Source organism: Paraburkholderia sp. GV068 (genome assembly GCF_003058125.1).
GTDB lineage: Bacteria > Pseudomonadota > Gammaproteobacteria > Burkholderiales > Burkholderiaceae > Paraburkholderia > Paraburkholderia graminis.
In genome coordinates, this window is sequence record NZ_QBUB01000004.1 from 293,007 (window position 1) to 316,434 (window position 23,428).

Genomic DNA, 23,428 nt, shown 5'->3' on the forward strand with positions numbered 1-23,428 from the left:
CACACGATGAGCGACACGCCGACCCTGCAGATCAACGGCACCACGATCGACGCCACCTTCGCCGAAGCGTTTCCGATGAAGGCGACGCGGCTCGTCATCACCGCGCATACGCCGGCGTGGGCGATGAACGCGGCGCACTCGCTGACGGGCTTCGCGACCTCGGTGATCGGCTGCGGCTGCGAGGCCGGCATCGAACGCACGCTCGAGGGCGACGACACGCCGGATGGTCGGCCAGGCGTCGCGGTGCTGCTGTTCGCGGTGTCGTCGAAGGAACTGGCGAAGCAGATCGAGCGGCGCGTCGGCCAATGCGTGCTCACGTGTCCGACCACGGCCGTGTATCGCGGCATCGATCCGCAAACGAGCCGCGCGCCGCTGTCGGATCTCGCGCCGCTCGGCAAGAACCTGCGCTTTTTCGGCGACGGCTGGCAGATTTCGAAGATGCTCGGGGACACGCGTTACTGGCGCGTGCCGGTGATGGACGGCGAGTTCGTCTGCGAAGAAACCGCGCCCACGGTGAAGGCCGTGGGCGGCGGCAATCTGATCCTGCTCGCGCGCGACATCGACGCTGCGCTCGCCGCCGCCGAAGCCGCCGTCGACGCGATGCGCCGCCTGCCGAGCGTGATCCTGCCGTTTCCTGGCGGCGTCGTGCGGTCGGGATCGAAGGTCGGCTCGAAGTACAAAGGCGCGACCGCGTCCACCAACGACGCGTTCTGTCCCACGCTCGCCGGCCTCTCCGCGCGCAGCGAGTTGAGCGCGGAAGTGGGCTGCGTGCTCGAAATCGTGATCGACGGACTCACCGAAGCGGATGTCGGCGCGGCGATGACGGCGGGCATCGTCGCGGCTGCGGGACTCGGGCGCGCGGGCGGCCTGCTGCGCATTTCCGCGGGCAATTACGGCGGCAAGCTCGGCCCGTATCACTTCCATCTGCATCAACTGGCCGGCGGCCTCGGCGGGAGCAGCGCATGAGCGTCGTGACGACATTGCGCGTGCGTACCGCACCGGGTTTTCGCGTCGATGCTTCGGCGTTGCTGCCCGCAACGCTCGCGGCGCTCGCGGTCGCGGACATCGAGCGCCTCGTGCTGCCGGCGGGCAACGATCGTTGCGTCGTCGGCGATGTATTCGATGTGTCGCGCAACGGCGACGCAGCGCCCGACGCAAAGGACGAGCAGAACGCACAGCCCGCCGAAGCCGCGCTCGTGATCGAAGACGCCGTCCCGTGGCTCGACCGTCTCGGCGCGCGCATGACGCAAGGCCATCTGATCGTGCGCGGTTCGGCGGGCGATCACAGCGGCTTCCAGATGGCGGGCGGCGTATTGCGTATCGACGGCGACGCCGGCCACTTCACCGCCTGCGAAATGCGCGGCGGACGGCTGACCGTCGCGGGCGATTGCGGCGATTTCGCGGCGGGCGCGCTCGCCGGCGACGTCGAAGGAATGACGGGCGGCACGCTGACGATTCACGGCAACGCGGGCGCGCGGCTCGCGGACCGGATGCGCCGCGGGCTCGTGCTGGTCGGCGGCGATGCGGGCGACTTCGCGGCGTCGCGGCTCGTGGCGGGGACCATCGGCATTGCAGGCCGGTTGGGCGCACACTATGCGTACGGTATGCGGCGCGGAACCCTGCTGCTTGCGCAGCGTCCCACTAGTCTGCCGCCCACTTTCGCCGACGGCGGCCGCGGCTTCGACGTATTCTGGTCCTTGCTCGTACGCAGTCTCGCGGGCGAAATCGCGCCGTTTTCGAAGTGGCGCGCGGCCGCGCTGCCGCGCCGTTATGCGGGCGACGCCGCCGTCGACGGGCGCGGCGAAATACTCGTGATGAGCTAACCAGGGAGGCAGAGATGACGACCGCGCATGCTTCTTCCGCACAACGCCGCGCCGACACGTCCACGCAGCGCTATGCGGGTTCGTTGATCGCGCTGCACTGGCTGATCGCGTTCGGCATCATCGGCCTGCTTGCGCTCGGGCTCTATATGGTCGGACTGCCGAAGGGCCTGCCGCTCAAGGCGACGCTGCTGAACCTTCATAAATCCATCGGACTCACAGTTTTCCTGCTGGTGCTTCTACGCATCGCGGCGCGGGCGGCCTTTCATCGGCCGCCCCTGCCGCCGATGCGACCGTGGCAACGCGCCGCCGCGCGCACTACGCAGGGCCTTTTATACGTGGCAATGGTCGTCATGCCTGTGTCGGGCTATCTGGGCTCGTCGTTCAATCGCTATGGGACGCGCTTCTGGGGCATTCCTCTGCCGAAGTGGGGTTGGGACGATCGCGGCTTGCGCGAGCTGTTCTTCGGCATTCACGAGGTGACGGCGTATCTGCTGATCGCGCTGATCGTGCTGCATGTGGCGGGCGCGATCAAGCATCAATGGATCGACCGCGACAATCTGCTCGCGAGGATGCTGCCATGACGCGGGCGCGAACAACCGGCACGCTGCGCACGCGCGACGCGCATCGCGTGTCGTTCGCGGTTGCCGGCGCCGACGACGGCGTGCCGGTCGTCGTCCTGCACGGCGGCCCAGGCAGCGGCAGTCAGCCTGACGCAACGCGGCTCTTCGACCTGACGCGCTTCAGGGTCGTGCTGATCGATCAGCGCGGCACTGGAGCCTCGACGCCGCGCGGCGGCGTGCGCCGCAATCGCACCGACCGCTTGATCGAAGACATCGAAGCGGTACGCGCGCGGCTTCGCATCGAACGCTGGGGCGTGCTTGGCGGATCGTGGGGCGCAGCGCTCGCGCTCGCCTATGCGGGACGGCATCCGCAATCGGTGACGGGCGTGGTGCTGCGCGGCCTTTTTCTCACGTCGATGCGCGAGGTTCGCGGCCTGTTCGTCACGTCGCAAAAACGCGCGCCGCGCGCATGGCAAAAGCTCTGCGCCGCTGCGCATTGCAAGCGCCCCGCTGCGCTGCTTTCGCAATGCCATGCGCGGCTGCAACGCGGCCGCGCAAGCGACGTCCAGCAGCGCAAGCTCGCGCTCGCATGGCGCGGTTATGAAAACGCCGTGCTCGCGAGTGCGAACACGCGGCGCAGGCTCGTACCGGCCAGGCTCTCGCATAAGGACAGCCGCAAGCTCATCGGCAAGTACCGCATTCAGGCGCATTACCTGATGCATCGCTGCTGGCTCGGCGAAGCGCGGTTGCTGTCGTTCGCGCGCCGCGCCGCCGCGGCCGGCGTACCGCTCTTTGCAGTGCACGGTTCGCGCGATCCCGTGTGTCCGCCGGATAATCTGCGACGCCTCGCGCGAGCGGTTCCCAATGCTCACATTGAATGCGTGCGCGCCGGCCATCTTGCAAGCGATCCCGCTTTGCATGCACGCGTGGCCGATGCACTCACAACAATGTTTCTTCCACTCACCGACGAGGGGCGCACGCTGCGCCGCGCGGCATGAAAATCAAGGTACTCGGCTCATCGGCGGGCGGCGGCTTTCCGCAGTGGAACTGCAACTGCCGCAATTGCGACGGCGTGCGGCGCGGCACGCTGAAGGCCACGCGCCGCACGCAATCGTCGATTGCGGTGAGCGCGAACGGCGAGGACTGGCTGCTCGTGAATGCGTCGCCCGATCTGCTCGCGCAGATCGCCGCGAACTCGGAGCTTCAACCGGCCCGCCGCGCGCGCGACAGCGGCATCGCGGCGGTGCTCGTCATCGACGCGCAAATCGATCATGTCACCGGCCTCCTGATGCTGCGCGAGCGCGACACGCCGCTGCCGCTCCATGCAACCGACGCCGTCTGGCAGGACCTGACGAGCGGTTTTCCAATCGCGCCGATTCTCTCGCACTACTGCGGCGTCGAGCATCGGCGGATCGTGCTCGACGGCGCGCCGCTCAGCGTCGACGCATTGCCCGGCGTGCAGATCGACGCGTTGCCGCTCACCAGCAAGGCGCCGCCCTACTCGCCGCATCGCAATTCGCCTGAGCGCGGCGACAACATCGGGCTCGTGTTCACGAACCGGCAGACCGGCAAGCGCGTCTTTTACGCGCCCGGTCTCGGCGAGATCGAACCGCACGTACTCGAGGCGATGCGCGCGGCGGATCTGCTGCTCGTCGACGGCACGCTGTGGACCGCCGATGAAATGATCCGCCTCGGCCTCTCGAAGAAAACCGCTGCGGATATGGGTCATCTGCAGCAATCGGGACCTGGTGGCATGATTGAAGTACTGGATTCGCTCGACGCAAACAACGCGCGCAAGGTGCTGATCCACATCAACAACACCAACCCGATTCTCGTCGAGGATGGCCCGGAACGCCGCCTTCTCACGGAGCACGGCATTGAAGTTGCCTACGACGGCATGACCTTCGAACTATGAAGCGCGGCCACGCAGCACGCGTCGCGCAGGAACGGGAGATTGCATGAACGCGAAAGACACGTTGGGTACGACGCCAGGCAGCGAGCGCGCCCGCGACGAAGCCTGGACCCGTGAGGAATTCGAAGCGCAGTTGCGCGCGAAAGGCACGGCGTACCACATTCATCATCCGTTCAATGTGAAGATGAATAGCGGCGGCTGCTCGCCCGAACAGATTCGCGGCTGGGTCGCGAACCGCTTCTACTATCAGATCAACATTCCGCTGAAGGACGCGGCCGTGATGTCGAATTGCCCGGATCGCGAAACGCGCCGCCGCTGGGTGCTGCGCATTCTCGATCACGACGGCTACGGCGGCGAGGAAGGCGGCATCGAAACATGGGCGCGTCTGGGCGATGCAGTGGGCCTCTCGCGCGACGAACTGTGGTCGCTCGAACACGTGACGCCTGGCGTGCGCTTCGCCGTCGACGCGTACGTGAACTTCGCGCGCCGCGCGCCGTGGCAGGAATCGGTGTGCTCGTCGCTCACCGAAATGTTCGCGCCGCAGGTTCATCGCGACCGGCTCGCGAGCTGGCCCGAACACTATCCGTGGATCGAAGCGTCCGGCCTCGCCTACTTTCGCTCGCGCATCACGCTCGCGCAGCGCGACGTGGAGCACGGCCTCGAAGTCACGCTGAATTACTTCACGCGGCGCGAACAGCAGGAACGCGCGCTCGAGATTCTGCAATTCAAGCTCGACATTCTGTGGACCATGCTGGACTCGATCGAAAAGGCCTTTCCGCAATGAACGACACGTCCAACGCCGATCGTCCCGCGCTCAACAAGCTGTTCCGGCTGCAATGGGAACCGGCGCAGAACGCGCATGTGCTGCTCTATCCGGAAGGGATGGTGAAGCTCAATCAGAGCGCGGCGGAAATCCTCAAGCGTTGCGACGGCACGCGCGATATCGAAACGCTTATCGCCGATCTGGAGCAGGCGTTCAACGCAACAGGACTTGGCCCCGAAGTACGCGCATTCGTGACCGAAGCGCATTCGCGCGGATGGCTGGAGTAGCGCAATGACCGATCTCTCGCAACCTGCTGCCGACATTCACGCTGAAGCACAGCCCGAAGCGACGCCCGCGAGCGTCGCGCCGCCGCTGTGGCTGCTCGCGGAACTGACGTATCGCTGCCCGCTGCATTGCGCGTTCTGCTATAACCCCGTCGACTACACCGATCACAATCGCGAACTCAGCACCGAACAATGGCTCGGCGTGCTGCGCGAGGCGCGCGCGCTCGGCGCCGCGCAATTGGGCTTTTCAGGCGGCGAACCGCTGATGCGCGACGACCTCGAAGTGCTGGTCGGCGAAGCGCGCAAGCTCGGCTTCTATACGAATCTGATCACCTCGGGCGTCGGTCTCACCGACAAGCGCCTCGGCGACCTCAAAGCGGCCGGGCTCGATCACATTCAGTTGTCGTTTCAGGACTCGACTCAGGAACTCAACGACTTCTTGAGCAGCACGCGCACGTTCGATCTGAAGCAGCGCGTCGCGGCATCGATCAAACAGCATGGGTTTCCGATGGTGCTGAACTGCGTGCTGCATCGCTACAACCTGCCCCACGTCGACAAGATCATCGACATGGCGCTCGCGATGGGCGCCGAATACCTCGAACTCGCGAACACGCAGTACTACGGCTGGGCGCATCACAATCAGGCGCAGCTCATGCCGACCCGCGAACAACTGGAGGAAGCCGAAGCGGTGGTCGAACGTTATCGGCGCACGCATGGCGACCGCTGCAAGATTTTCTTCGTCGTGCCCGACTATTTCGAGCGACGCCCGAAGCGCTGCATGAACGGCTGGGGCGCGGTGTTCCTCGGCGTTGCGCCGGACGGCGCTGCGCTGCCCTGTCACGCGGCGCGCGCGCTGCCCGGCCTCGTGCTGCCGAATGTGAAAGACATGCCCCTGCGCGAGATCTGGTACGAGAGCGACGCATTCAATCGTTTCCGCGGTCTGCAATGGATGAAAGAGCCGTGCCGCAGTTGCGACGAGAAGGAAAACGATCTCGGCGGCTGCCGTTGCCAGGCGTATCTGCTCACCGGCGATGCGGCCAATGCGGACCCTGTCTGCGACAAGTCGCCGTTGCATGAAAAAGTGGTCGACGTGACGCGTCTCGCGGCGGCGGCGCATGAACCACGAGAGCAGCCCATCATGTTCCGCAACGATGCAAACTCGCGCAAGCTGACGGGCGCGCATGCACCGCAAAACAAGGTGCAAAAAACGGCGCACGACGAGCCAAACGACAACGGCCACACCAGGGGTTGACCATGACAGCGGCGGACATTTCAGTGTTGCTCGTCGACGATCACGCCGTAGTGCGCGAAGGCTACCGGCGTCTACTCGAAGTGAATGCCGACGTGCACGTGTGCGGTGAAGCAGCCGACGCCGCTCAGGCCTATCAGCGCTTCTGCGCGCTGCGGCCCGATGTCGTCGTGATGGATGTCTCGTTGCCGGGCGCAAGCGGAATCGAAGCGATGCGGCGCATGCTCGCGCGCGAGGCCGATGCGCGCGTGCTGATCTTCAGCGTCCACGAAGAGGCGATTTTCGTGCGCCGCGCACTCGACGCCGGCGCGCTCGGTTATGTGACGAAAGCCAGCGCGCCCGACGTGCTGGTCGAAGCGGTGCGCACGATCGCGCGGCGCGCCAGTTATCTAAGCCCCGACATTTCGCAGGCACTCGCGCTGCGCAATGCATTCAGCGAAGGCCCGCCCGGACGGCAGTTGTCCGCGCGCGAATTCGAGGTTTTGCGTTTGCTCGTGCAAGGCTACACACTGCCGAGCATCGCCGAAAAATTGGGCCTCAGCCAGAAGACCGTGGCCAATCATCAGTCGGTGATCCGGCAGAAGTTCGGCGCGGACAACGGTGTGCAACTCGCACAAATGGCAAGCCGCCTCGGCCTTCAGTTCACCGGCTCCGCCAGTCCCGCTTGAGCGGGCACGCGTGCGCAAAACAGGAAGCCGCCTTCGGGCTTGCTCGCGACATGAAACTCGCCGCCTAGCGCTTCGACCCGCTCGCGCATGCCGATGAGCCCCAGGCCCGCGCGCGGCGCATCGAGGTCGACGCCGGGACCGTCGTCGGCCATCGTTACGACGATTTCATCGATTGGCGCGCGTTTTTGGGCACTTTTCTGCGGCGCTTGCGCCTCGCGCGGCGCGCGCACCATAAACACTTCCACGCGCGAGTGCCGCGCGAACTTCGACACGTTCGTCAGCCCTTCCTGCACCAGGCGGTAAAGCGTGATGGTGAGCGCGTCGCTGAGCCCTGTGTAATCGCCTTCTATCGTTAGCGAGAACGACGCGTCGGGCAAGCGCTCGCGCCATCCGTCGATGCAATGCTCGAGCGCGCTCGGCAAGCCGAATTCGTCGAGACCGATAGGCCGCAAGCGCCGAATCATTCCGCCGATCTGCCGATACACATGGCTCGCGCTCCGCATCAATTCCACCGATATGCGATGAATCTCCGGCTCGCGCGCGGCGGAGAGATCGCGGATACGTGCTGCGTCGAGTGAAATGGCGTTCAGGTACTGGCCGAGTTCGTCGTGCAGTTCGCGCGCGAGGTGGCGGCGCTCGAGTTCCTCTGCCTGCAACGCCTGGTTCGCAAGACGCCGGTTGTCGGCGAGCAGGCGTTCAGCCTCTTCTTCCAGCACGCGCCGATGCGCGAGTTCGCTGCGCGTCTCGCGATAGCGGCGCCACGCGAACCACGCAAGCCCCAGCGACAGCACGCACAGCGTGAGCGGCAACTCGTCGAGTTGAAAGCGCTCGACGCCGCGCGTCCACCGATAAGCGCGCTCGCTGACATCGAACAGCGAGCCGAGCGCGGCCGCGAGCAAGGTCAGCGCGAGCACGCAGGCAAGATCGCGCGGCACCGCTGAATGCGGCGGATTGCGCGGCATATTGCGGCGCGTTTGATGAGGTTGGGTGGATTCGCTCGACATCACGTTTGCATTCTAGTCAGGCCAATCGGACACGAAGTTCGTCGCAAGCAGTTTGGGAACGCTTCCTCGCGATTTCGGGAAAAGCTCCCGAGCCTTCACGCGAGCGCGCATGCGAAGCTTTGCACACCTTGAAAGAAAGCGCTACGTATGCCGCCACGCGGCTGCGTCCGAAGAAAGCGTCGATTCGGCAGGAGACAGAATAATGAATATCTCATCACACGTGCGCCGCGGAAAACCCGGCCTCGGCTTCAGGCGGCGAGCCGGCATCACGCTTGGATTCGGCAGCGCGCTCGCGAGCATGTCGATAGGCGCATGGGCGCAAGCGGAGCCGGCGGCTGGCGTACCGGCTTCGGCTGCGGCTCCGGCTTCGGCGGCTGCCGCAGCCGATGCGCCAGACGATACGCCCTCGACCACGCTCACGCCCGTGGTCGTGGTCGGCACGACGCCGCTGCTCGGCATCGGCACGCCGCTCGCGCAGGTGCCCGCCAACGTGCAGACCGTTCGCGCGCGAGACATCGAAGCGCAGCATCGCTTCAATCTCACGGATTACCTCGCGAAGAATCTGCCGAGCGTCGACATCGCCGATGCGCAAGGCAACCCGTATCAGATGAACGTCAACTATCGCGGCTTCACGGCGTCGCCGCTGCTCGGCACACCGCAGGGCATTTCGGTGTTCGTCGACGGCGTGCGCGTGAACGAGCCTTTCGGCGACGTGGTCAACTGGGACGTGCTGCCGCAACAGGCCATCGACACCATTCAATTGATTCCCGGTTCGAATCCGACGTATGGGCTGAATACGCTTGGCGGCGCGCTCGCCATCACGACGAAGAACGGCAAGACGAGCCCCGGCGGCGAGGCCGAAGTGGCGCTCGGCTCGTGGGGCCGCAAGACCGCGCAGATCGAACAGGGCGGCACGATCGGCCAGAACCTCGATTACTACGTGACCGGCAACGTCACGAACGACAACGGCTGGGCCGAGCAGAATGCGAGCCGCGTGCGGCAGATTTTCGGCAAGCTGCGTTATACCGATGCCGACACCACGCTGTCGTTATCCGCAGGCGGCGCGGACAACGATCTGCACGGCACGCAAACCATTCCGCGCTCATTCCTTGGCAATCCGAAGCAGCCTTATACGTATCCCGATCAGAACCTGAACAGCGCGGGCTACGTGACGCTGTCCGGCGAACACTACTTCAGCGATAACGTCGAGCTGAGCGGCAATGCGTACTACCGGCACTTCCGCAATAGCAATGTGAGCAGCAACACGAATCCGAACTTCGGTTCGATCGACGACGACGGCGACGTCGACACCACGCAGGCGACCAACGAGAAATCCGTCGTCTCTACCGATAGTTACGGCGCGAGCCTGCAACTCACGCTGCTCGGCAAACTCGGCGGCATGCAGAACCAGTTCGTTGCGGGCGTATCCGCGGACATCGCGAATTCGCGCTACACGCAATCGTCGCAGGATGCGGTTTTCACGGCTTCGCGCGCGACGGTCGGCATCGGCGATTTCACGCAGGAAACCGCGGCGAAAACCCATAACGGCAACTACGGCATCTATCTGCAAGACACTTTATCGCTGACGAAGCAATGGACGTTGACGCTCGCGGGACGCTACAACTGGGCCGAAGCGACCATCGGCGATTCGAGCGGCCTTCAGCCGCAACTGGACGGACACCATACGTTTTCGCGCTTCAATCCGGCGGTCGGCATCAACTGGAATCCGACCTCGGCGTTCACCGCCTACGCAACCTACAACGAAGGCATGCGCTCGCCGACCGCGATCGAACTCGCGTGTGCAGACCCGGCCGCGCCCTGCTCGCTGCCGAACGACTTCGTGTCCGACCCGCCGCTGCAACCGGTGATCTCGAAGACCTTCGAAATCGGCGCACGCGGACGAATCGGCCAGACGACAAGCTGGAGCGCCGCCGTCTATCGAACCACGCTCGATAACGACATCGAATTCATCGCCAGCAATGGCGCGGCGAGCAATCGCGGCTTCTTTCAGAACGTGGGCCGCACGCGCCGGCAAGGGTTCGAACTCTCGGGACGCAGCCAGCTAGGCCCGCTCGCGGTGACTGCGAGCTACAACTACATCGACGCGACGTATCGCACCGCGTGGACCGAGAACAGCGCGAGCAATTCCAGCGCGGATGCGAACGGCAACATCAACGTGAAGCCCGGCGATCATCTGCCCGGCATTCCGGCGAACACGGTCAAGCTGCAACTCGACTACGCGGCGACCGCGAAGTGGAGAGTCGGCGCGAACCTCACGTGGCGCGGCGGCATCTATGCACAGGGCGACGAAAACAATCAGGACGTCAACGGCAAGATCGCCGGCTATTTTCTGATCGATCTCGACACGTCGTACCAGGTCACCAAACAGTTGCAGGTGTTTGCGAGCGTCTCGAATCTGCTCGACAAGCGCTATGCGAGCTTCGGTTCGCTCGGAGAAAACTTCTTCAACGGCCCGAACCATACGTTCGACGGCGCGAATCCGAGCAACGAACAGTTCGTCGGACCGGGCGCGCCGCGCGGGTTTTGGGTCGGTCTGCGCTATGCGTGGAAGTAGGTGAAAGTGAGGGCGGTCATGCGTCGGCTCGCGCATGACCTCCGCGTGCTCAGTGCGATTCGATCGAGCCGTCGCTATGCGGATAGGTGACGATGCCCCACGCGAGCGGCAGTTGACCAATCTGCGTGACCGGCTGATAACTGCGCGCGTCGAGCACATAAACGGCATCGGAGCGCCCGCAGGCGACCAGCAGCTTTGTGCCGTCGGGCGTAAAACTGAAGTGCCAGCAACGCTGACCGACCGGCACGTCGGCAAGATGCTCGTAGCTCTTGCCGTCGAATACCTGCACCGTCTTGTCGCGCGCCGCCGCGACGAAAAGCCGCTTGCCGTCGGGACCGTAGGCGACGCCGTAAGGACCCAGTTTGGTATCGACGGTCTTCTTCACCTTGAACGTGCGCGCGTCGATCACGACGAGTTTGCTCAGCGACTCCAGCGTGACCACGTAGTCCTTGCCGTCCGGCGACAGGCGAATGCCACGCGGACGCCCGCCCGCCGCGAGCTTCACGGTCCTGACGGGCGCGCCCGTGCGCGCGTGATAGACGGAGACCGTATCGTCGCCTTCGTTGGTGACGAGCATGTTCTTGCCGTCGCGTGAAAATTCGATGCCCTCGGTTTCGTGGCCGCTCGTCACCGAGCGCACCACGCGCCAGCTTTTCATATCGACGATAGCGATCTCGGCGGGCGGCTTGTTGGCGTCGTCATCGTCGTCGGCGTGGGGTTTGCCGGCTTGCGCTTCGCCTGGCTTCTCGGCTGGCTTCTCGGCTGGCTTCCCAGACTGTCCGCTCGCTGCAGGCGGGCCGCCGTCTTCGCCCGGCTCATACGTCACATACGCATAGCCGTTGTGCACGCGCACAAACTCCGGGTTCTGACCGATCTTCACCCGCTGCACGACTTCGCCTGAAGCCGTATCGATCACGGCAAGATCGCCCGTGTTCTTGTTGGCGACCAGCAGGCGCGAGCCGTCCGCATTGAGGCTCAGGCCGCGCGGGCCGTCCGCGCCGACGGGGAAGGTTCGGGTCAACGTCATCTTGTCGAGGTCGATCACACCGACGCCGCCCTTCTCGCTCGTCACATAGGCGAGAGGCGCCGCGGCATGCGCCGAAGCGGCGCCGAACGCCGTCGCCGCGACCATACCCGCCGCGATCAAGGCTGAAACGATGGCGCGTCCCCGTGTTGTTTTGCGAAACCGTGTCTCCAGCATGTGTTCTGCTCCGTTGTAAAAGCACTGTGCCGCACAAGGCCGGCATTCAAGCAAAGTAGTTCATTAGAGGATCGTTTGACAACGGACGAAGGCGGGAGATTTTCCCGAATTGACCTGGCAAGGCCGCTAACGGTACTAAAACACCGGGCCGCGGCGGACAATGAACGCGGCGGCTCGACGAGTCGAAGGAAACGGTCATGCAGCACTATGGTCTCGCGAATGTCTGGCAAAGCGGCGATTTCATCACGCGCGCGATTCTCGGCATATTGTTCATCATGTCGATCCTGTCGTGGACGGTTATCGTCGTCAAGCTGTGGCATGTGCTGCGCATCAAGCGAGTAACCGGGCGCACCGACGCGCAGTTCTGGCAGGCCGACAACTTCGAACACGGGCTCAGGAACCTGGGCGGCCTTGCGGGCCACAGTAGTGAGGCATCGGCTGAGGCGCTGCGCGACAATCCGCTGCTCGCTCTCGCGATGACCGCATCTGAGGCGGCCGCGCATCATCGCGACACCAGGCCGCATTTGCAGGATCGCATCGACGTATCGGACTGGATCGCGCGCCGCCTGCAAGGCAGCATCGACGACGCCGTCGCGCATATGCAAAGCGGCCTCGCGGTGCTGGCGTCGATCGGCAGCACCGCGCCGTTCGTCGGGCTCTTCGGCACGGTGTGGGGCATTTATCATGCGCTGATCGCGATCGGCGAAACGGGTCAGGCGTCGATCGATCATGTGGCCGGACCGGTCGGCGAGTCACTCATCATGACCGCGTTCGGGCTCTTCGTCGCGATACCGGCGGTGCTCGGATATAACGGCCTCACGCGCGCGAACAAGTCGATCGTCACGCGGCTCAAGCGCTTCGCACATGGACTGCACGCGTACTTCGTGACGGGTCTGCAATTGCCGCACGGGTAATGGACCGTTAAACGATACGTTATCGCCCGTCAAAGAATCTCTGAATTCAAATCGCGTGCGCGCTCCGCTATCGTGGCTTGCATACCGGCGGTATGCAGTCATGCAGTCATGCAGTCATGCAGTCATGCAGTCATGCAGTCACGCATCGCGCCGGCTCTCCATCACTGTGAGAGGACCGGCCCATGCAAGCCCTGATCTTCGATGTCGACGGCACGCTTGCCGATACCGAAAGCGCGCATCTGCACGCGTTCAACGCGGCGTTCGCGCAAGCCGGTCTCGACTGGCACTGGGACGAAGCGCTCTACGTGCGCCTTCTGGACGTGGCGGGCGGCAAGGAGCGTCTGCTGCACTACTGGCGCATCGTCGATCCCGAGGAGGCGGAAGGCCCCGGCGTGAGCCGCGTGATCGACGCGGTGCATGCAATCAAGACGCGTCACTATGCGGCGCATGTTCGCGATGGCGGCTTGCCGTTGCGGCCGGGCATCGCGCGCCTGATCGATGAAGCGGGCGCGGCCTCTATCCCCGTCGCCATCGCGACCACCACCACGCCCGCGAATCTCGACGCGCTGTTGCACGGACGGTTCGGCCCCGAATGGCGCAGCCGCTTTGCCGCGATTGGCGATGCAAGCACGACGCAGTCAAAGAAGCCCGCGCCCGATGTTTATCTCGACGTGCTTCGTCAACTTGGCCTCAAAGGCCAGGACTGCATCGCGTTCGAAGATTCCGCGAACGGCTTGCGCGCGGCGCGTGCAGCGTTTGTGCCGACTATCGTGACGCCGACAGCGTACACGGCGCATCATTCCTTCGACGGCGCGCTCGCCGTGCTGCCTCATCTCGGCGATCCGCACGCGCCGCCCGCTTCGGCGGCTGCGAACGAGAATGAGCGGCCCGCATGGGTGGATCTCGACACATTGCGCGGCTGGCATCGCAATGCGTTGAGCGAGGCTGCGGCCGTATGACGACGCCGCCGGTTTTTTCGCCTGAAGCGCCGGCGGCAACGCTAACGCAAGCGTTGCCGCGATCACGAACGCGCGCCGTGCTGATCGACCTCGACGGCACCATGGTCCACACAGCACCGGATATTGTCGAAGCGGTGAGCCGCATGCTCGCCGATTTCGATCAGCCGCCGTTGCCCTTCGACACGGTCAGCAGTTTTATCGGCAAAGGTGTGCCGAACCTCGTAAAGCGCACGCTCGAAACGGCGGCGCTCGATGGACGAGTCGACCTCGACGCCGCGCTCGCGGTGTTTGATCGGCACTATCGGCAGACGAATGGGCGCTTCGGTCATGTTTATCCGCACGTCGCCGCAGGTCTTCGCAAGCTGGCGCGGCTCGGCTATCGGCTCGCGTGCGTGACCAACAAACCGGAGGCGTTGGCCGCACCGCTGCTGCGCATGACAGGACTCGCGCAAGATATCGACGTACTGGTCGCAGGCGATTCAATCGACAGCATGAAGCCCGCACCGCAACCGCTGTGGCACGCATGCCGGCTGCTCGATGCAGACGTGGAATGCAGCGTTCTGGTGGGCGATTCGCCTGTCGATGTGAGCGCGGCGCGCGCGGCGGGCGTGCCGGTGTTTATCGTGCGCTACGGCTATGGCGGCCCGGATGGCGCGACGGCCTTGCAGTGCGATGCGTTAATCGATTCGTTCGCGCAGTTGCCCGATCTGCTTGCGCTGCGCGATGAGCGCTTGAACGCCGATGCCGGGCTGTAGTTCTCGCAGTCCACTATGAAAACGACCCGGACACTTACGCGTCCGGGTCGTCGGTTTCTCTGCTGCAAGCAAGCTCGCCAACAAGCTCGTCAACAAGCCGCTACAGCAGAATCAACCGCAGCGGAACATCAGAACTTGTGACGGATACCGACAATCGCCAGCGCCTGCGAATCGGTGCCGTTGTAGCCATACGAACCGATCGAAGCCTGCGCGTCCTGCGTCGTGCCATCGGCGAGACGCTGCGTGCCGCTCGCGTGCTGGTAGGCCGCGACCGCGTAGAAGTCCGTGCGCTTCGAGATGTTGTAGTCCGCGCCGATGCTCAACTGGTGGTAATGCGCCGACGTGTCGCCGGATGCAGCAGTGTACGCGTAGCCCAGACCCGCGACCAGTGCCGGCGTCGCCTGATAAGCAACGAAGGCTTTACCGCTGTTGTACTTCTCGGTGCCGGTGAAGGTGGACGCGCCGTCGCTCTTCAACTGCGTGTTGCTATACGAAGCGCCGAGCGTGACGGGGCCGAGCGCGTATTGGCCGCCGATCTGCGCGATGCTGACCGATTTCGCCGTCACGTAGCCGTCGTTGATATGGCTGTCGAAGATCGAATCGGTCGTGCTGCTCGCCCAGCTCGACCGCGCGGTCGTGGACGATGCGTTGGTCGCGCGCAGGTAGCCGCCGGCGAGCGAGAACGGACCGTTCGAGTACGACACCGCGCCGCTGTAGGTGTAGCCCTGGCCCGCCTGACCCGCGACGCCGCTGAATGCATACAGTGCTTCGAACTGCAGGCCGGCGTAGTTCGGCGACACGTATTTGACCGCGTTCGATACGCGCGCGCTGTTGTCGTTGTTGTCGACGTCGCCCGGCGTTGCGAAAGCGGAGCCGAAGAAGTTGTCGGCGGTGACGCCCTGCACCATGTCCGTGATCGGATCGTACTGGCGGCCGGCCGTCACCGTGCCCCATGTCGCGCCCGTCAGCCCGACGAACGACTGGCGGCCGAACTCGCGCGAGCCCTGACCGAGTTTGCCGGTGCCGACGTCGAAGCCATTTTCCAACGTGAAGATCGCCTTCAGGCCGCCGCCCAGATCTTCCTGGCCCTTCAGGCCCCAGCGGTCGCCGCTCAGATTGCCGTTGAGCATGCCCGCGAGATTGCTGCCCGAGCTGGCGTTATGCACATAGCCGATGCCGGCGTCGATCACGCCGTACAACGTCACGCTGTTCTGTGCATGGGCGGACCCCGCCGCGACCAGCAGTGCGAGAGAGGCAGAAGTCAATGCTGTCTTTTTCATCCTTGTTCCTTTATTCACGTTTCAGAAAGACATTGCGGACGCGCAGCATACCTTGATTAATTAAAAAATCAATAAAAGCGTTTGGAAATTCCAACACGATTAGCATCGCCAATTGATTACAAATAATTAAGGGCTATGTGCGAACACATAGCCCCGAGCCCGGCGCAACGACTTTCCCTGCGTGGAGACGTGGAGAAAGAACCGAACGGGATGCATTTAGCCAGCGCGATTGTGTGAAGTCAAGCGGCGGTCGATTGAGTTTCCTTTCCTGATCTTTTCACGCTCTCTTTATCGCGGCTTTATATTTCATTTTATTAATTCGCCTTTCCATTTCTAATTATCAAAGCGGGACGATCGAATCAAGAGAATCCCGGTTCAGTGACAGCCTATTGCACAACCCTGGCCCGCGCGCCGCGCCCGTTGGCATGCACTGGCTTTTTCTCGCGAATGCTGGCTCTCCCACATACTGGCGGTGCGGAGCTTGTCATGCTGACGACTCAGGCGCGCGCGCGAAAAGGAGGTCGCCATGTCGGTCTATGTGGATGAAGGATTCCGGCCCTGTGTCACGGAGCGCGCAACGGTCGCGTTCAGGGTCTGCTGGGACGACCGGGCGCAGGTTTTCGAAGTCAGCGCGGACGCGCTCATTGCCTATTGCGGCGCGGCAAGCGCGCGCAAGAAAGACTTGCTGCTCGCGTTCGAGGGCGCGCAAAGCGAGATCCTCACGGTGGCCGCGCGCAAGTGGACGTTCCGGCCGACAGAGCCAGTGCCACTAGGCGTCGACGAATTCCGTATGATCATGCATTAGTCCACCCATTCGCCATGCAAGCACTGCGCCATGACCTGGATCGCCGCCCTGCCGATGTACAACGTCACGCCCTCGCTGGAAAACGAGTGGCGCGGGTGGCTTGCGGACGTGCTGCGCATGGTCAAGCCGGCGTGCCGTATCGTCGATCCCGATGAAGAATTGCACGGCTTCTGGCGGCGGCCCAATCTGCTGATTTCACAAACCTGCGGTTATCCGTTGATGCACGGTCTGCGCGAGCAGGTGCAACTCGTCGCGACGCCGCGTTTCGACGCGCCCGGTTGCGAAGGCGCGCATTACTCGAGCGTCATCGTCACGCGCGCCGACGCGCCATTCGATACGCTGGCCTCGTGCCGGGGCGCGCGCGTTGCCTACAATCAGGACGATTCGAATAGCGGCATGAACGCGCTGCGTCATGCAGTGGCGCCACACTCGCAGGAAGGTGCGTTTTTTCGCGCAGCGCTGCGCACCGGCTCGCATGTCGGCTCGTTGCGCGCCGTTGCGGACAATCACGCGGACGTCGCCGCGATAGATTGCGTGACCTTCGCTTTCGTCTGCGATGAAATGCCGGAACTGGCACGGCGGGTTCGACGCATCGGCATGACAGCGGCGTCGCCGGGGCTGCCGTTGATTGCGTCCGACACCGTGCCGGCCGCAACCGTGGAAGCACTGCGCGACGCGCTGAACGAAGCGCTGGCGCTGCATCCCGAACGCGCAAAACGCCTGCGTTTGCAGGGGTTTTCCGCGTTGCCGCTCGAGGACTACGAGCGCATCGCGCAGCTTGAGAGCGAGGCGCGCGCGGTGGGGTATACGCGGCTTGGCTGATACGGCGCCGATTGGCTCAGCCTGTCGGCGCGCTTAATCGTGCGCCTATTCCCGCGTTACTGCACGTCCAGCACCAGAAGCTGCGCGCCGTCGGCAACCTGATCGCCCACCGCATACAGCACTTCCGACACAACGCCGGCCGCCGGCGCGCCGATGGTGTGCTCCATCTTCATCGCTTCCATCACGATGAGCGGCGTGCCCTTCTCCACCACCGTCCCCGGCTCGACGAGCACCGCGATCACCTTGCCCGGCATCGGCGCGGTCAGCCGGCCTTCGCCATGTTCCGCATCCGCGGCGTGCGCGAGCAGGTTCTGCCACTCGAACGCCAGTGCGTGGCCGAGGCAGAACACATGAAACGTATCGCCGTCTATAAACACGCGCCCCGTGGCCCGCGCGTCGCCGATGGTCGCGCGATACTCATGCAAGCCGGAACCGCTCGACCATGTGAAGCCTTCGCGCAGACCGTCGTGTTCGAGCGTTTGCGTGCCGCCGTCGCGCGCGAACGTGACCATGAAAGCATTGTCGTCTTCGACACTGCGCCAGCCTAGCGTCTGCGCGTAGCCGCCATTCAGACGCCAGTGCGACAGCGCATCCCAGGGCGACGCGCCATGCGCGGTGCCGCCTTCGCGCGTGAGCAACGCGCCGCATGCGAGCGCGAGCGCTTCCTTGAAAGGCTTTTTCACAGGCGCGAACAGGGCCTCGTGATGCCGTTCGATCAGACCGGTGTCCAGATCGCCGCTCGCAAACGGCTCGCTTTCGACAATGCGCTGCAGAAACTCCACATTCGTATGCGGCCCGACCACTTCGCATGCGTGCAGTGCACGGCTCATTCGCGCGAGTGCTTCTTCTCGCGTCGCGCCGTGCACGATCAGCTTTGCGATCATCGGATCATAGAACGGCGTGATCGTGTCGCCCTCGCGCACGCCGCTGTCGATACGCACCGGCGCTTTACGGCCCGGCTCGCCGAGGCCGGCCGCGTCGATCGCGAATTCCACGCCTTCAGGCATGCGCAAATGCTTGAGCGTGCCGGTGGACGGCAAGAAGCCGCGCGCCGGATGCTCGGCATAGATGCGCGCCTCGATCGCATGGCCGTCGATCTTGAGTTGATCTTGCGTCAGCGGCAACGGCTCGCCTGCGGCCACGCGCAGTTGCCATTCCACCAGGTCCTGGCCCGTCACCATCTCCGTGACCGGATGCTCGACTTGCAGACGCGTGTTCATTTCCATGAAATAGAACTCGCCGGTAGCCGTCATGATGAACTCGACCGTGCCCGCGCCGACATAGCTCACCGCGCGCGCGGCAGCGACTGCGGCCTCGCCCATTTCACGCTTGATTTCCGCGGACAATCCCGGCGCGGGCGCCTCTTCCAGCACCTTCTGATGACGACGCTGCACCGAGCAGTCGCGATCGAACAGATACACCGCGCCGCCGTGACGATCCGCGAAAACCTGCACTTCGACGTGGCGCGGCCGCGTCAGATACTTTTCGATCAGCACGCGATCGTTGCCGAAGCTGCTCGCCGCCTCGCGCTTGCACGAAGCGAGCGCCGCCACGAAATCCTCGCTGCGCTCGACCACGCGCATGCCCTTGCCGCCGCCGCCCGCGCTCGCCTTGAGCAGAACCGGATAGCCGATCGAATCCGCCTCGCGATGCAATAGTTCGGGGTTCTGATCGTCGCCGTGATAGCCGGGCACGAGCGGCACCGCGGCCGCATGCATCAGCGCCTTCGCGGCGGCTTTCGAACCCATCGCCGCAATCGCGTCGACCGGCGGTCCGATGAATACGATGCCCGCCGCTTCGCATGCATGCGCGAAGTCTTCGTTCTCCGACAGAAAACCGTAGCCGGGATGCACCGCCTGCGCGCCCGTCGCGCGTGCCGCTTGGATAATGCGCTCGATGCGCAGATAGCTTTCCGCCGCGCTCGCGCCGCCGATATGCACGGCTTCGTCGCACGCGCTCACGTGTTTGGCATCGGCGTCCGCATCCGAATAGACGGCCACGCTGGCGATGCCGAGCCGCTTGCAGGTCGCCGCGACGCGGCACGCAATCTCGCCCCGGTTGGCGATCAGGATCTTGTTGAACATGTGTTGTCTCGATCTCGGGATATTCTTCTGGTGAACGCCTCAAGGCGCCGCGCAATGTCGGTGAGCCGCACGTCAGTCGCGCCAGGCGGGCGTACGCTTTTCGAGGAACGACGCGACGCCTTCGCGGCCTTCCGCACCGGCTCGCGTGCGAGCGATGCGCGCCGCCGTGTCTTCGATCAATGCATCGTTCAGCTCGCGGCCGGCCATGTCCTGCACGAGTTGCTTGCAGGCGCGCACCGCTTCTGGACCGTTGGCGCAGAGCGTTTGCGCGATCTGCTGCACGGTGGCGTCGAGTTGCTCCGCGCTGACCGCTTCGCTCACGAGCCCGAGGCGCAGCGCGGTCGCGCAGTCGAACTGCTCGGCGGTGATGAAGTAGCGCCGCGACGCCTGCTCGCCCAACGCGCGTATCACGTACGGCGCGATGGTCGCCGGAATCAGGCCGAGACGCGCCTCAGAAAGACAGAAGCGCGCGCTTTCCACCGCGACCACGATGTCGCACGCGGACAAGAGGCCCATGCCGCCCGCGTAGGCGTCGCCGTTCACGCGCGCGATCACCGGCTTGTTGCAGCGATAGATGGACGACAGCATGCTGGCGAGCAACATTGCGTCGGCGCGGTTCTCGTCGTGCGAGTAGCCGGCCATCTTCTTCATCCAGTTCAGATCGGCGCCCGCGCAGAACGCCTTGCCGTTCGCGGCGAGCACGACTGCGCGCACATCGTCGCGTGTGTTCAGCGCGGTGAAGGCCGACGTGATGTCGGCGATCATCGTTTCGTTGAACGCATTGCGCACGTCAGGACGATTCAGCGTGACGGTCGCGACGTGTCCGGCGATCTCGACATTCAGCGTTTCATAGTGCATCGTGGCGGCTCCCATGCGTCGCGCTCTGTCACATCCGGAACACGCCGAAGCGTGTGTCTTCGATCGGCGCATTCATCGCCGCCGACAAACCGAGGCCGAGCACGTCGCGCGTTTGCGCCGGGTCGATCACGCCGTCGTCCCACAGGCGCGCGCTGGCATAGTACGGGTGCCCCTGATGCTCGTACTGCTCGCGAATCGGCTGTTTGAAGGCTTCTTCTTCGTCGGCGCTCCATGAACCGCCGCGGCTTTCGATGCCGTCGCGCCTGACCGTGGCGAGCACCGACGCGGCCTGCTCGCCGCCCATCACCGAAATGCGCGCGTTCGGCCACATCCACAAGAAGCGCGGCGAATACGCGCGTCCGCACATGCCGTAATTGCCCGCGCCGAACGATCCGCCGATGATCACCGTGAACTTCGGCACCTTCGCCGTGGCAACGGCCGTCACCATCTTCGCGCCGTTACGCGCGATGCCTTCGTTCTCGTACTTGCGACCCACCATGAAACCCGTGATGTTCTGCAGAAACACGAGCGGAATCTTGCGCTGGCAGCATAGTTCGATGAAGTGCGCGCCCTTGAGCGCGGACTCCGAAAACAGAATGCCGTTGTTTGCAATGATGCCGACCGGATGCCCCCAGATATGCGCGAAGCCGCACACAAGCGTCGTGCCGTAGCGCGCCTTGAATTCGTCGAATGCCGAGTCGTCGACGATGCGCGCGATCACCTCGCGAATGTCGAATGGCTTGCGCGTGTCGACGGGAATCACGCCGTACATGCTCTTGACGTCATAGCGCGGCGGCTTCGGTTCCTGCAACGCGACCGGCACATGCTTCGTACGATTCAGATTGCCGACGATGCTGCGCGCAATCGCCAGTGCATGCGCGTCGTTCTGCGCGAGATGATCGACTACGCCGGAAAGACGCGTATGCACGTCGCCGCCGCCGAGGTCTTCCGCGCTCACCACTTCGCCGGTTGCCGCCTTGACGAGCGGCGGACCGCCGAGAAAAATCGTGCCCTGGTTCTTCACGATGATCGACTCGTCGCTCATGGCCGGCACATACGCGCCGCCCGCGGTGCACGAGCCCATCACCACGGCGATCTGCGGAATGCCCGCTGCGGACAGATTCGCCTGGTTGTAGAAGATGCGGCCGAAGTGGTCGCGGTCGGGAAACACGTCGTCCTGATTCGGCAGATTCGCGCCGCCCGAGTCGACCAGATACACGCACGGCAAGCGGTTTTCCGCGGCGATTTCCTGCGCGCGCACGTGCTTCTTCACGGTGACCGGATAGTAGGTGCCGCCCTTGACCGTCGCATCGTTGCAGACGATCACGCACTCGTGGCCCGCAATTCGCCCAATGCCGGTGATGACGCCCGCGCCCGGCGCGTCGTCGTTATACATGCCGTAAGCCGCGAGTTGCGAGAACTCGAGAAACGGCGTGCCCGGATCGAGCAGCTTTTCGATGCGCTCGCGCGGCAGCAGTTTGCCGCGGCCCGTGTGCTTTTCGCGCGCGGCCTGGCCGCCGCCCAGCGCGAGTTTCTCGACCTTCGCGCGAAGATCGTCGACCAGCGCCTCGAGCGCGGCCGCGTTGGCGCGAAAGTCGTCGGAGCGCGGATTCAGCTTGGATTCGATGATCGGCATCGCGTCGTTCTCCTCGTTGGCCCGGCTTACATCGTTTCCGCAAACAGCTCGCGGCCGATCAGCATGCGACGGATCTCGCTCGTGCCCGCGCCGATTTCATAGAGCTTCGCATCGCGCCACAGACGTCCAACCGGATACTCGTTGATATAGCCATTGCCGCCGAGAATCTGGATCGCTTCGCCGGCCATCCACGTGGCTTTTTCGGCCGTGTAGAGAATCACGCCCGCGCAGTCCTTGCGAACCTGGCGCACGTGCTCCGTGCCGAGCGTATCGAGTTGACGGCCGACCGCGTACAGATACGCGCGGCACGCCTGCAACGTGGTGTAGAGATCGGCGACCTTGCCCTGAATCAACTGGAATTCGCCGATCGACTGGCCGAACTGCTTGCGGTCGTGGATATACGGCACGACCGCGTCCATCACCGCGACCATGATGCCGGTCGGGCCGCCCGCGAGCACGGCGCGCTCGTAATCGAGCCCGCTCATCAGCACCTTCACGCCGCCGTTCAGTTCACCCAGAATGTTTTCTTCGGGCACTTCGACGTCCTGGAACACGAGTTCGCCCGTATGCGAGCCGCGCATGCCGAGCTTGTCGAGCTTCTGCGCAACCGAAAAACCCTTCATGCCTTTTTCGACGATAAACGCGGTAATGCCGCGCGAATTCGCTTCGACGTCGGTCTTTGCATACACAACCAACGTGTCGCAATCGGGGCCGTTAGTGATCCACATCTTCGTGCCGTTCAGCACGTAGTGGTCGCCTTTCTTGTCGGCGCGCATCTTCATGCTCACGACGTCCGAGCCCGCATTCGGCTCGCTCATCGCGAGCGCGCCGACATGTTCGCCGGAGACGAGCTTCGGCAAGTACTTCTGCTTTTGCGCGTCGGTGCCGTTGCGATGAATCTGGTTCACGCACAGATTCGAATGCGCGCCGTATGAAAGACCGACCGACGCCGACGCGCGCGAGATCTCTTCCATCGCGACCATATGCGCGGTGTATCCCATGTTCGCGCCGCCGTATTCCTCGGAGACCGTCATGCCGAGCACACCGAGATCGCCGAATTTGCGCCACAGGTCCATCGGAAACTGATCCGTGCGATCGATTTCGCCGGCACGCGGCGCGATTTCTTTCGCAGCGAACCCGGCAATGCTGTCGCGCAGCATTTCGATTTCTTCGCCGAGTGGGAATTGCAAACCGGGCAGGTTGCTCATTGCTGTGTCTCCAGAGTTCATTGGCGGCCGGCGAGCGTTGCCGGCGAATTCGGGCTGGCCTCGTCTGC

Annotated in this window: 22 protein-coding genes; 15 read left to right on the plus strand and 7 right to left on the minus strand. The window is 64.1% G+C overall.

Annotation, left to right across the window (positions count from 1 at the left end; translation table 11 throughout):
* Positions 1-6: 6 nt before the first annotated feature.
* Genes fhcD through C8K18_RS11420 form a run of 9 tightly spaced genes read left to right on the plus strand, consistent with a single transcriptional unit; the run spans position 7 to position 7,259 of the window.
* Positions 7-966 carry a formylmethanofuran--tetrahydromethanopterin N-formyltransferase gene (gene fhcD / locus C8K18_RS11380; RefSeq protein ID WP_107707606.1) on the plus strand — a complete coding sequence of 320 codons (960 nt, stop codon included), beginning with the start codon at positions 7-9 and terminating at the stop codon, positions 964-966.
* Entirely contained in the window at positions 963-1,823 is an 861-nt protein-coding gene (locus tag C8K18_RS11385) for a formylmethanofuran dehydrogenase subunit C (protein ID WP_107707509.1), read from the plus strand. The genes fhcD and C8K18_RS11385 overlap by 4 nt, the downstream gene beginning before the upstream one ends.
* Before the next feature lie 14 nt (positions 1,824-1,837).
* Positions 1,838-2,404, plus strand: a complete 567-nt coding sequence (locus C8K18_RS11390; protein ID WP_029965989.1) for a cytochrome b — start codon at positions 1,838-1,840, stop codon at positions 2,402-2,404.
* Complete coding sequence (locus C8K18_RS11395) at positions 2,401-3,381, plus strand: alpha/beta fold hydrolase (protein ID WP_165919815.1); 981 nt, start codon at positions 2,401-2,403, stop codon at positions 3,379-3,381. The genes C8K18_RS11390 and C8K18_RS11395 overlap by 4 nt, the downstream gene beginning before the upstream one ends.
* Entirely contained in the window at positions 3,378-4,298 is a 921-nt protein-coding gene (pqqB, locus tag C8K18_RS11400) for a pyrroloquinoline quinone biosynthesis protein PqqB (RefSeq protein WP_107707511.1), read from the plus strand. The genes C8K18_RS11395 and pqqB overlap by 4 nt, the downstream gene beginning before the upstream one ends.
* A gap of 43 nt (positions 4,299-4,341) precedes the next feature.
* A complete protein-coding gene (gene pqqC / locus C8K18_RS11405; RefSeq protein ID WP_006046574.1) occupies positions 4,342-5,079 on the plus strand; it encodes a pyrroloquinoline-quinone synthase PqqC in 738 nt (245 codons plus the stop codon).
* The gene (gene pqqD, locus C8K18_RS11410) at positions 5,076-5,345 is read left to right on the plus strand and encodes a pyrroloquinoline quinone biosynthesis peptide chaperone PqqD (RefSeq protein ID WP_029965995.1); all 270 of its coding nucleotides are present in this window, start codon (positions 5,076-5,078) and stop codon (positions 5,343-5,345) included. The genes pqqC and pqqD overlap by 4 nt, the downstream gene beginning before the upstream one ends.
* Positions 5,346-5,349: 4 nt before the next feature.
* Positions 5,350-6,594, plus strand: coding sequence for a pyrroloquinoline quinone biosynthesis protein PqqE (gene pqqE / locus C8K18_RS11415; RefSeq protein ID WP_107707512.1), 1,245 nt, complete (start codon positions 5,350-5,352; stop codon positions 6,592-6,594).
* Between the two features lie 2 nt (positions 6,595-6,596).
* Complete coding sequence (locus C8K18_RS11420) at positions 6,597-7,259, plus strand: response regulator transcription factor (protein WP_006046571.1); 663 nt, start codon at positions 6,597-6,599, stop codon at positions 7,257-7,259.
* Here C8K18_RS11420 and C8K18_RS11425 read toward each other — a convergent pair.
* Entirely contained in the window at positions 7,229-8,263 is a 1,035-nt protein-coding gene (locus tag C8K18_RS11425) for a histidine kinase (RefSeq protein ID WP_107707513.1), read from the minus strand. The two genes, C8K18_RS11420 and C8K18_RS11425, sit on opposite strands and share 31 nt — an antisense overlap.
* Positions 8,264-8,465: 202 nt before the next feature.
* Here C8K18_RS11425 and C8K18_RS11430 point away from each other — a divergent pair, with 202 nt between their 5' ends.
* Positions 8,466-10,838, plus strand: a complete 2,373-nt coding sequence (locus C8K18_RS11430) for a TonB-dependent receptor (RefSeq protein ID WP_107707514.1) — start codon at positions 8,466-8,468, stop codon at positions 10,836-10,838.
* A 49-nt stretch (positions 10,839-10,887) separates the two neighbouring features.
* On the opposite strand, the gene C8K18_RS11435 is transcribed toward C8K18_RS11430, so the two are convergent.
* On the minus strand, positions 10,888-12,039 hold the full coding sequence (locus C8K18_RS11435) for a beta-propeller fold lactonase family protein (protein ID WP_107707515.1): 1,152 nt from the start codon (positions 12,037-12,039) through the stop codon (positions 10,888-10,890).
* Between the two features lie 197 nt (positions 12,040-12,236).
* Between C8K18_RS11435 and C8K18_RS11440 the strand changes: the two genes are divergently transcribed.
* The 3 genes from C8K18_RS11440 to gph all read left to right on the plus strand — a co-directional run bounded on the left by C8K18_RS11440 (position 12,237) and on the right by gph (position 14,667).
* Positions 12,237-12,953 carry a MotA/TolQ/ExbB proton channel family protein gene (locus C8K18_RS11440; protein ID WP_107707516.1) on the plus strand — a complete coding sequence of 239 codons (717 nt, stop codon included), beginning with the start codon at positions 12,237-12,239 and terminating at the stop codon, positions 12,951-12,953.
* 182 nt (positions 12,954-13,135) lie between these two features.
* Entirely contained in the window at positions 13,136-13,912 is a 777-nt protein-coding gene (locus C8K18_RS11445; RefSeq protein ID WP_107707517.1) for an HAD family hydrolase, read from the plus strand.
* On the plus strand, positions 13,909-14,667 hold the full coding sequence (gene gph / locus C8K18_RS11450; protein ID WP_107707518.1) for a phosphoglycolate phosphatase: 759 nt from the start codon (positions 13,909-13,911) through the stop codon (positions 14,665-14,667). Before C8K18_RS11445 ends, gph begins: the two co-directional genes overlap by 4 nt.
* Positions 14,668-14,795: 128 nt before the next feature.
* On the opposite strand, the gene C8K18_RS11455 is transcribed toward gph, so the two are convergent.
* Complete coding sequence (locus C8K18_RS11455; protein ID WP_107707519.1) at positions 14,796-15,947, minus strand: porin; 1,152 nt, start codon at positions 15,945-15,947, stop codon at positions 14,796-14,798.
* Positions 15,948-16,473: 526 nt separating this feature from the next.
* Here C8K18_RS11455 and C8K18_RS11460 point away from each other — a divergent pair.
* On the plus strand, positions 16,474-16,752 hold the full coding sequence (locus C8K18_RS11460; protein ID WP_006046561.1) for a DUF1488 family protein: 279 nt from the start codon (positions 16,474-16,476) through the stop codon (positions 16,750-16,752).
* Positions 16,753-16,782: 30 nt separating this feature from the next.
* Entirely contained in the window at positions 16,783-17,574 is a 792-nt protein-coding gene (locus C8K18_RS11465; protein WP_107707520.1) for a phosphate/phosphite/phosphonate ABC transporter substrate-binding protein, read from the plus strand.
* A gap of 56 nt (positions 17,575-17,630) precedes the next feature.
* On the opposite strand, the gene C8K18_RS11470 is transcribed toward C8K18_RS11465, so the two are convergent.
* The 4 genes from C8K18_RS11470 to C8K18_RS11485 all read right to left on the minus strand — a co-directional run bounded on the left by C8K18_RS11470 (position 17,631) and on the right by C8K18_RS11485 (position 23,360).
* The gene (locus C8K18_RS11470) at positions 17,631-19,658 is read right to left on the minus strand and encodes an acetyl/propionyl/methylcrotonyl-CoA carboxylase subunit alpha (protein ID WP_107707521.1); all 2,028 of its coding nucleotides are present in this window, start codon (positions 19,656-19,658) and stop codon (positions 17,631-17,633) included.
* 72 nt (positions 19,659-19,730) lie between these two features.
* Positions 19,731-20,516 carry an enoyl-CoA hydratase/isomerase family protein gene (locus tag C8K18_RS11475; RefSeq protein WP_107707607.1) on the minus strand — a complete coding sequence of 262 codons (786 nt, stop codon included), beginning with the start codon at positions 20,514-20,516 and terminating at the stop codon, positions 19,731-19,733.
* 28 nt (positions 20,517-20,544) lie between these two features.
* A complete protein-coding gene (locus C8K18_RS11480) occupies positions 20,545-22,152 on the minus strand; it encodes a carboxyl transferase domain-containing protein (protein ID WP_006046557.1) in 1,608 nt (535 codons plus the stop codon).
* Positions 22,153-22,178: 26 nt separating this feature from the next.
* Complete coding sequence (locus tag C8K18_RS11485) at positions 22,179-23,360, minus strand: isovaleryl-CoA dehydrogenase (RefSeq protein WP_107707522.1); 1,182 nt, start codon at positions 23,358-23,360, stop codon at positions 22,179-22,181.
* Between the last annotated feature and the right edge of the window lie 68 nt (positions 23,361-23,428).

Coding starts and splice junctions, on each gene's coding strand:
- fhcD (WP_107707606.1), top strand. CDS start 7: ATGAGCGACACGCCGACCCTGCAGATCAACGGCACCACGATCGACGCC.
- C8K18_RS11385 (WP_107707509.1), top strand. CDS start 963: ATGAGCGTCGTGACGACATTGCGCGTGCGTACCGCACCGGGTTTTCGC.
- C8K18_RS11390 (WP_029965989.1), top strand. CDS start 1,838: ATGACGACCGCGCATGCTTCTTCCGCACAACGCCGCGCCGACACGTCC.
- C8K18_RS11395 (WP_165919815.1), top strand. CDS start 2,401: ATGACGCGGGCGCGAACAACCGGCACGCTGCGCACGCGCGACGCGCAT.
- pqqB (WP_107707511.1), top strand. CDS start 3,378: ATGAAAATCAAGGTACTCGGCTCATCGGCGGGCGGCGGCTTTCCGCAG.
- pqqC (WP_006046574.1), top strand. CDS start 4,342: ATGAACGCGAAAGACACGTTGGGTACGACGCCAGGCAGCGAGCGCGCC.
- pqqD (WP_029965995.1), top strand. CDS start 5,076: ATGAACGACACGTCCAACGCCGATCGTCCCGCGCTCAACAAGCTGTTC.
- pqqE (WP_107707512.1), top strand. CDS start 5,350: ATGACCGATCTCTCGCAACCTGCTGCCGACATTCACGCTGAAGCACAG.
- C8K18_RS11420 (WP_006046571.1), top strand. CDS start 6,597: ATGACAGCGGCGGACATTTCAGTGTTGCTCGTCGACGATCACGCCGTA.
- C8K18_RS11425 (WP_107707513.1), bottom strand. CDS start 8,263: ATGTCGAGCGAATCCACCCAACCTCATCAAACGCGCCGCAATATGCCG.
- C8K18_RS11430 (WP_107707514.1), top strand. CDS start 8,466: ATGAATATCTCATCACACGTGCGCCGCGGAAAACCCGGCCTCGGCTTC.
- C8K18_RS11435 (WP_107707515.1), bottom strand. CDS start 12,039: ATGCTGGAGACACGGTTTCGCAAAACAACACGGGGACGCGCCATCGTT.
- C8K18_RS11440 (WP_107707516.1), top strand. CDS start 12,237: ATGCAGCACTATGGTCTCGCGAATGTCTGGCAAAGCGGCGATTTCATC.
- C8K18_RS11445 (WP_107707517.1), top strand. CDS start 13,136: ATGCAAGCCCTGATCTTCGATGTCGACGGCACGCTTGCCGATACCGAA.
- gph (WP_107707518.1), top strand. CDS start 13,909: ATGACGACGCCGCCGGTTTTTTCGCCTGAAGCGCCGGCGGCAACGCTA.
- C8K18_RS11455 (WP_107707519.1), bottom strand. CDS start 15,947: ATGAAAAAGACAGCATTGACTTCTGCCTCTCTCGCACTGCTGGTCGCG.
- C8K18_RS11460 (WP_006046561.1), top strand. CDS start 16,474: ATGTCGGTCTATGTGGATGAAGGATTCCGGCCCTGTGTCACGGAGCGC.
- C8K18_RS11465 (WP_107707520.1), top strand. CDS start 16,783: ATGACCTGGATCGCCGCCCTGCCGATGTACAACGTCACGCCCTCGCTG.
- C8K18_RS11470 (WP_107707521.1), bottom strand. CDS start 19,658: ATGTTCAACAAGATCCTGATCGCCAACCGGGGCGAGATTGCGTGCCGC.
- C8K18_RS11475 (WP_107707607.1), bottom strand. CDS start 20,516: ATGCACTATGAAACGCTGAATGTCGAGATCGCCGGACACGTCGCGACC.
- C8K18_RS11480 (WP_006046557.1), bottom strand. CDS start 22,152: ATGCCGATCATCGAATCCAAGCTGAATCCGCGCTCCGACGACTTTCGC.
- C8K18_RS11485 (WP_107707522.1), bottom strand. CDS start 23,360: ATGAGCAACCTGCCCGGTTTGCAATTCCCACTCGGCGAAGAAATCGAA.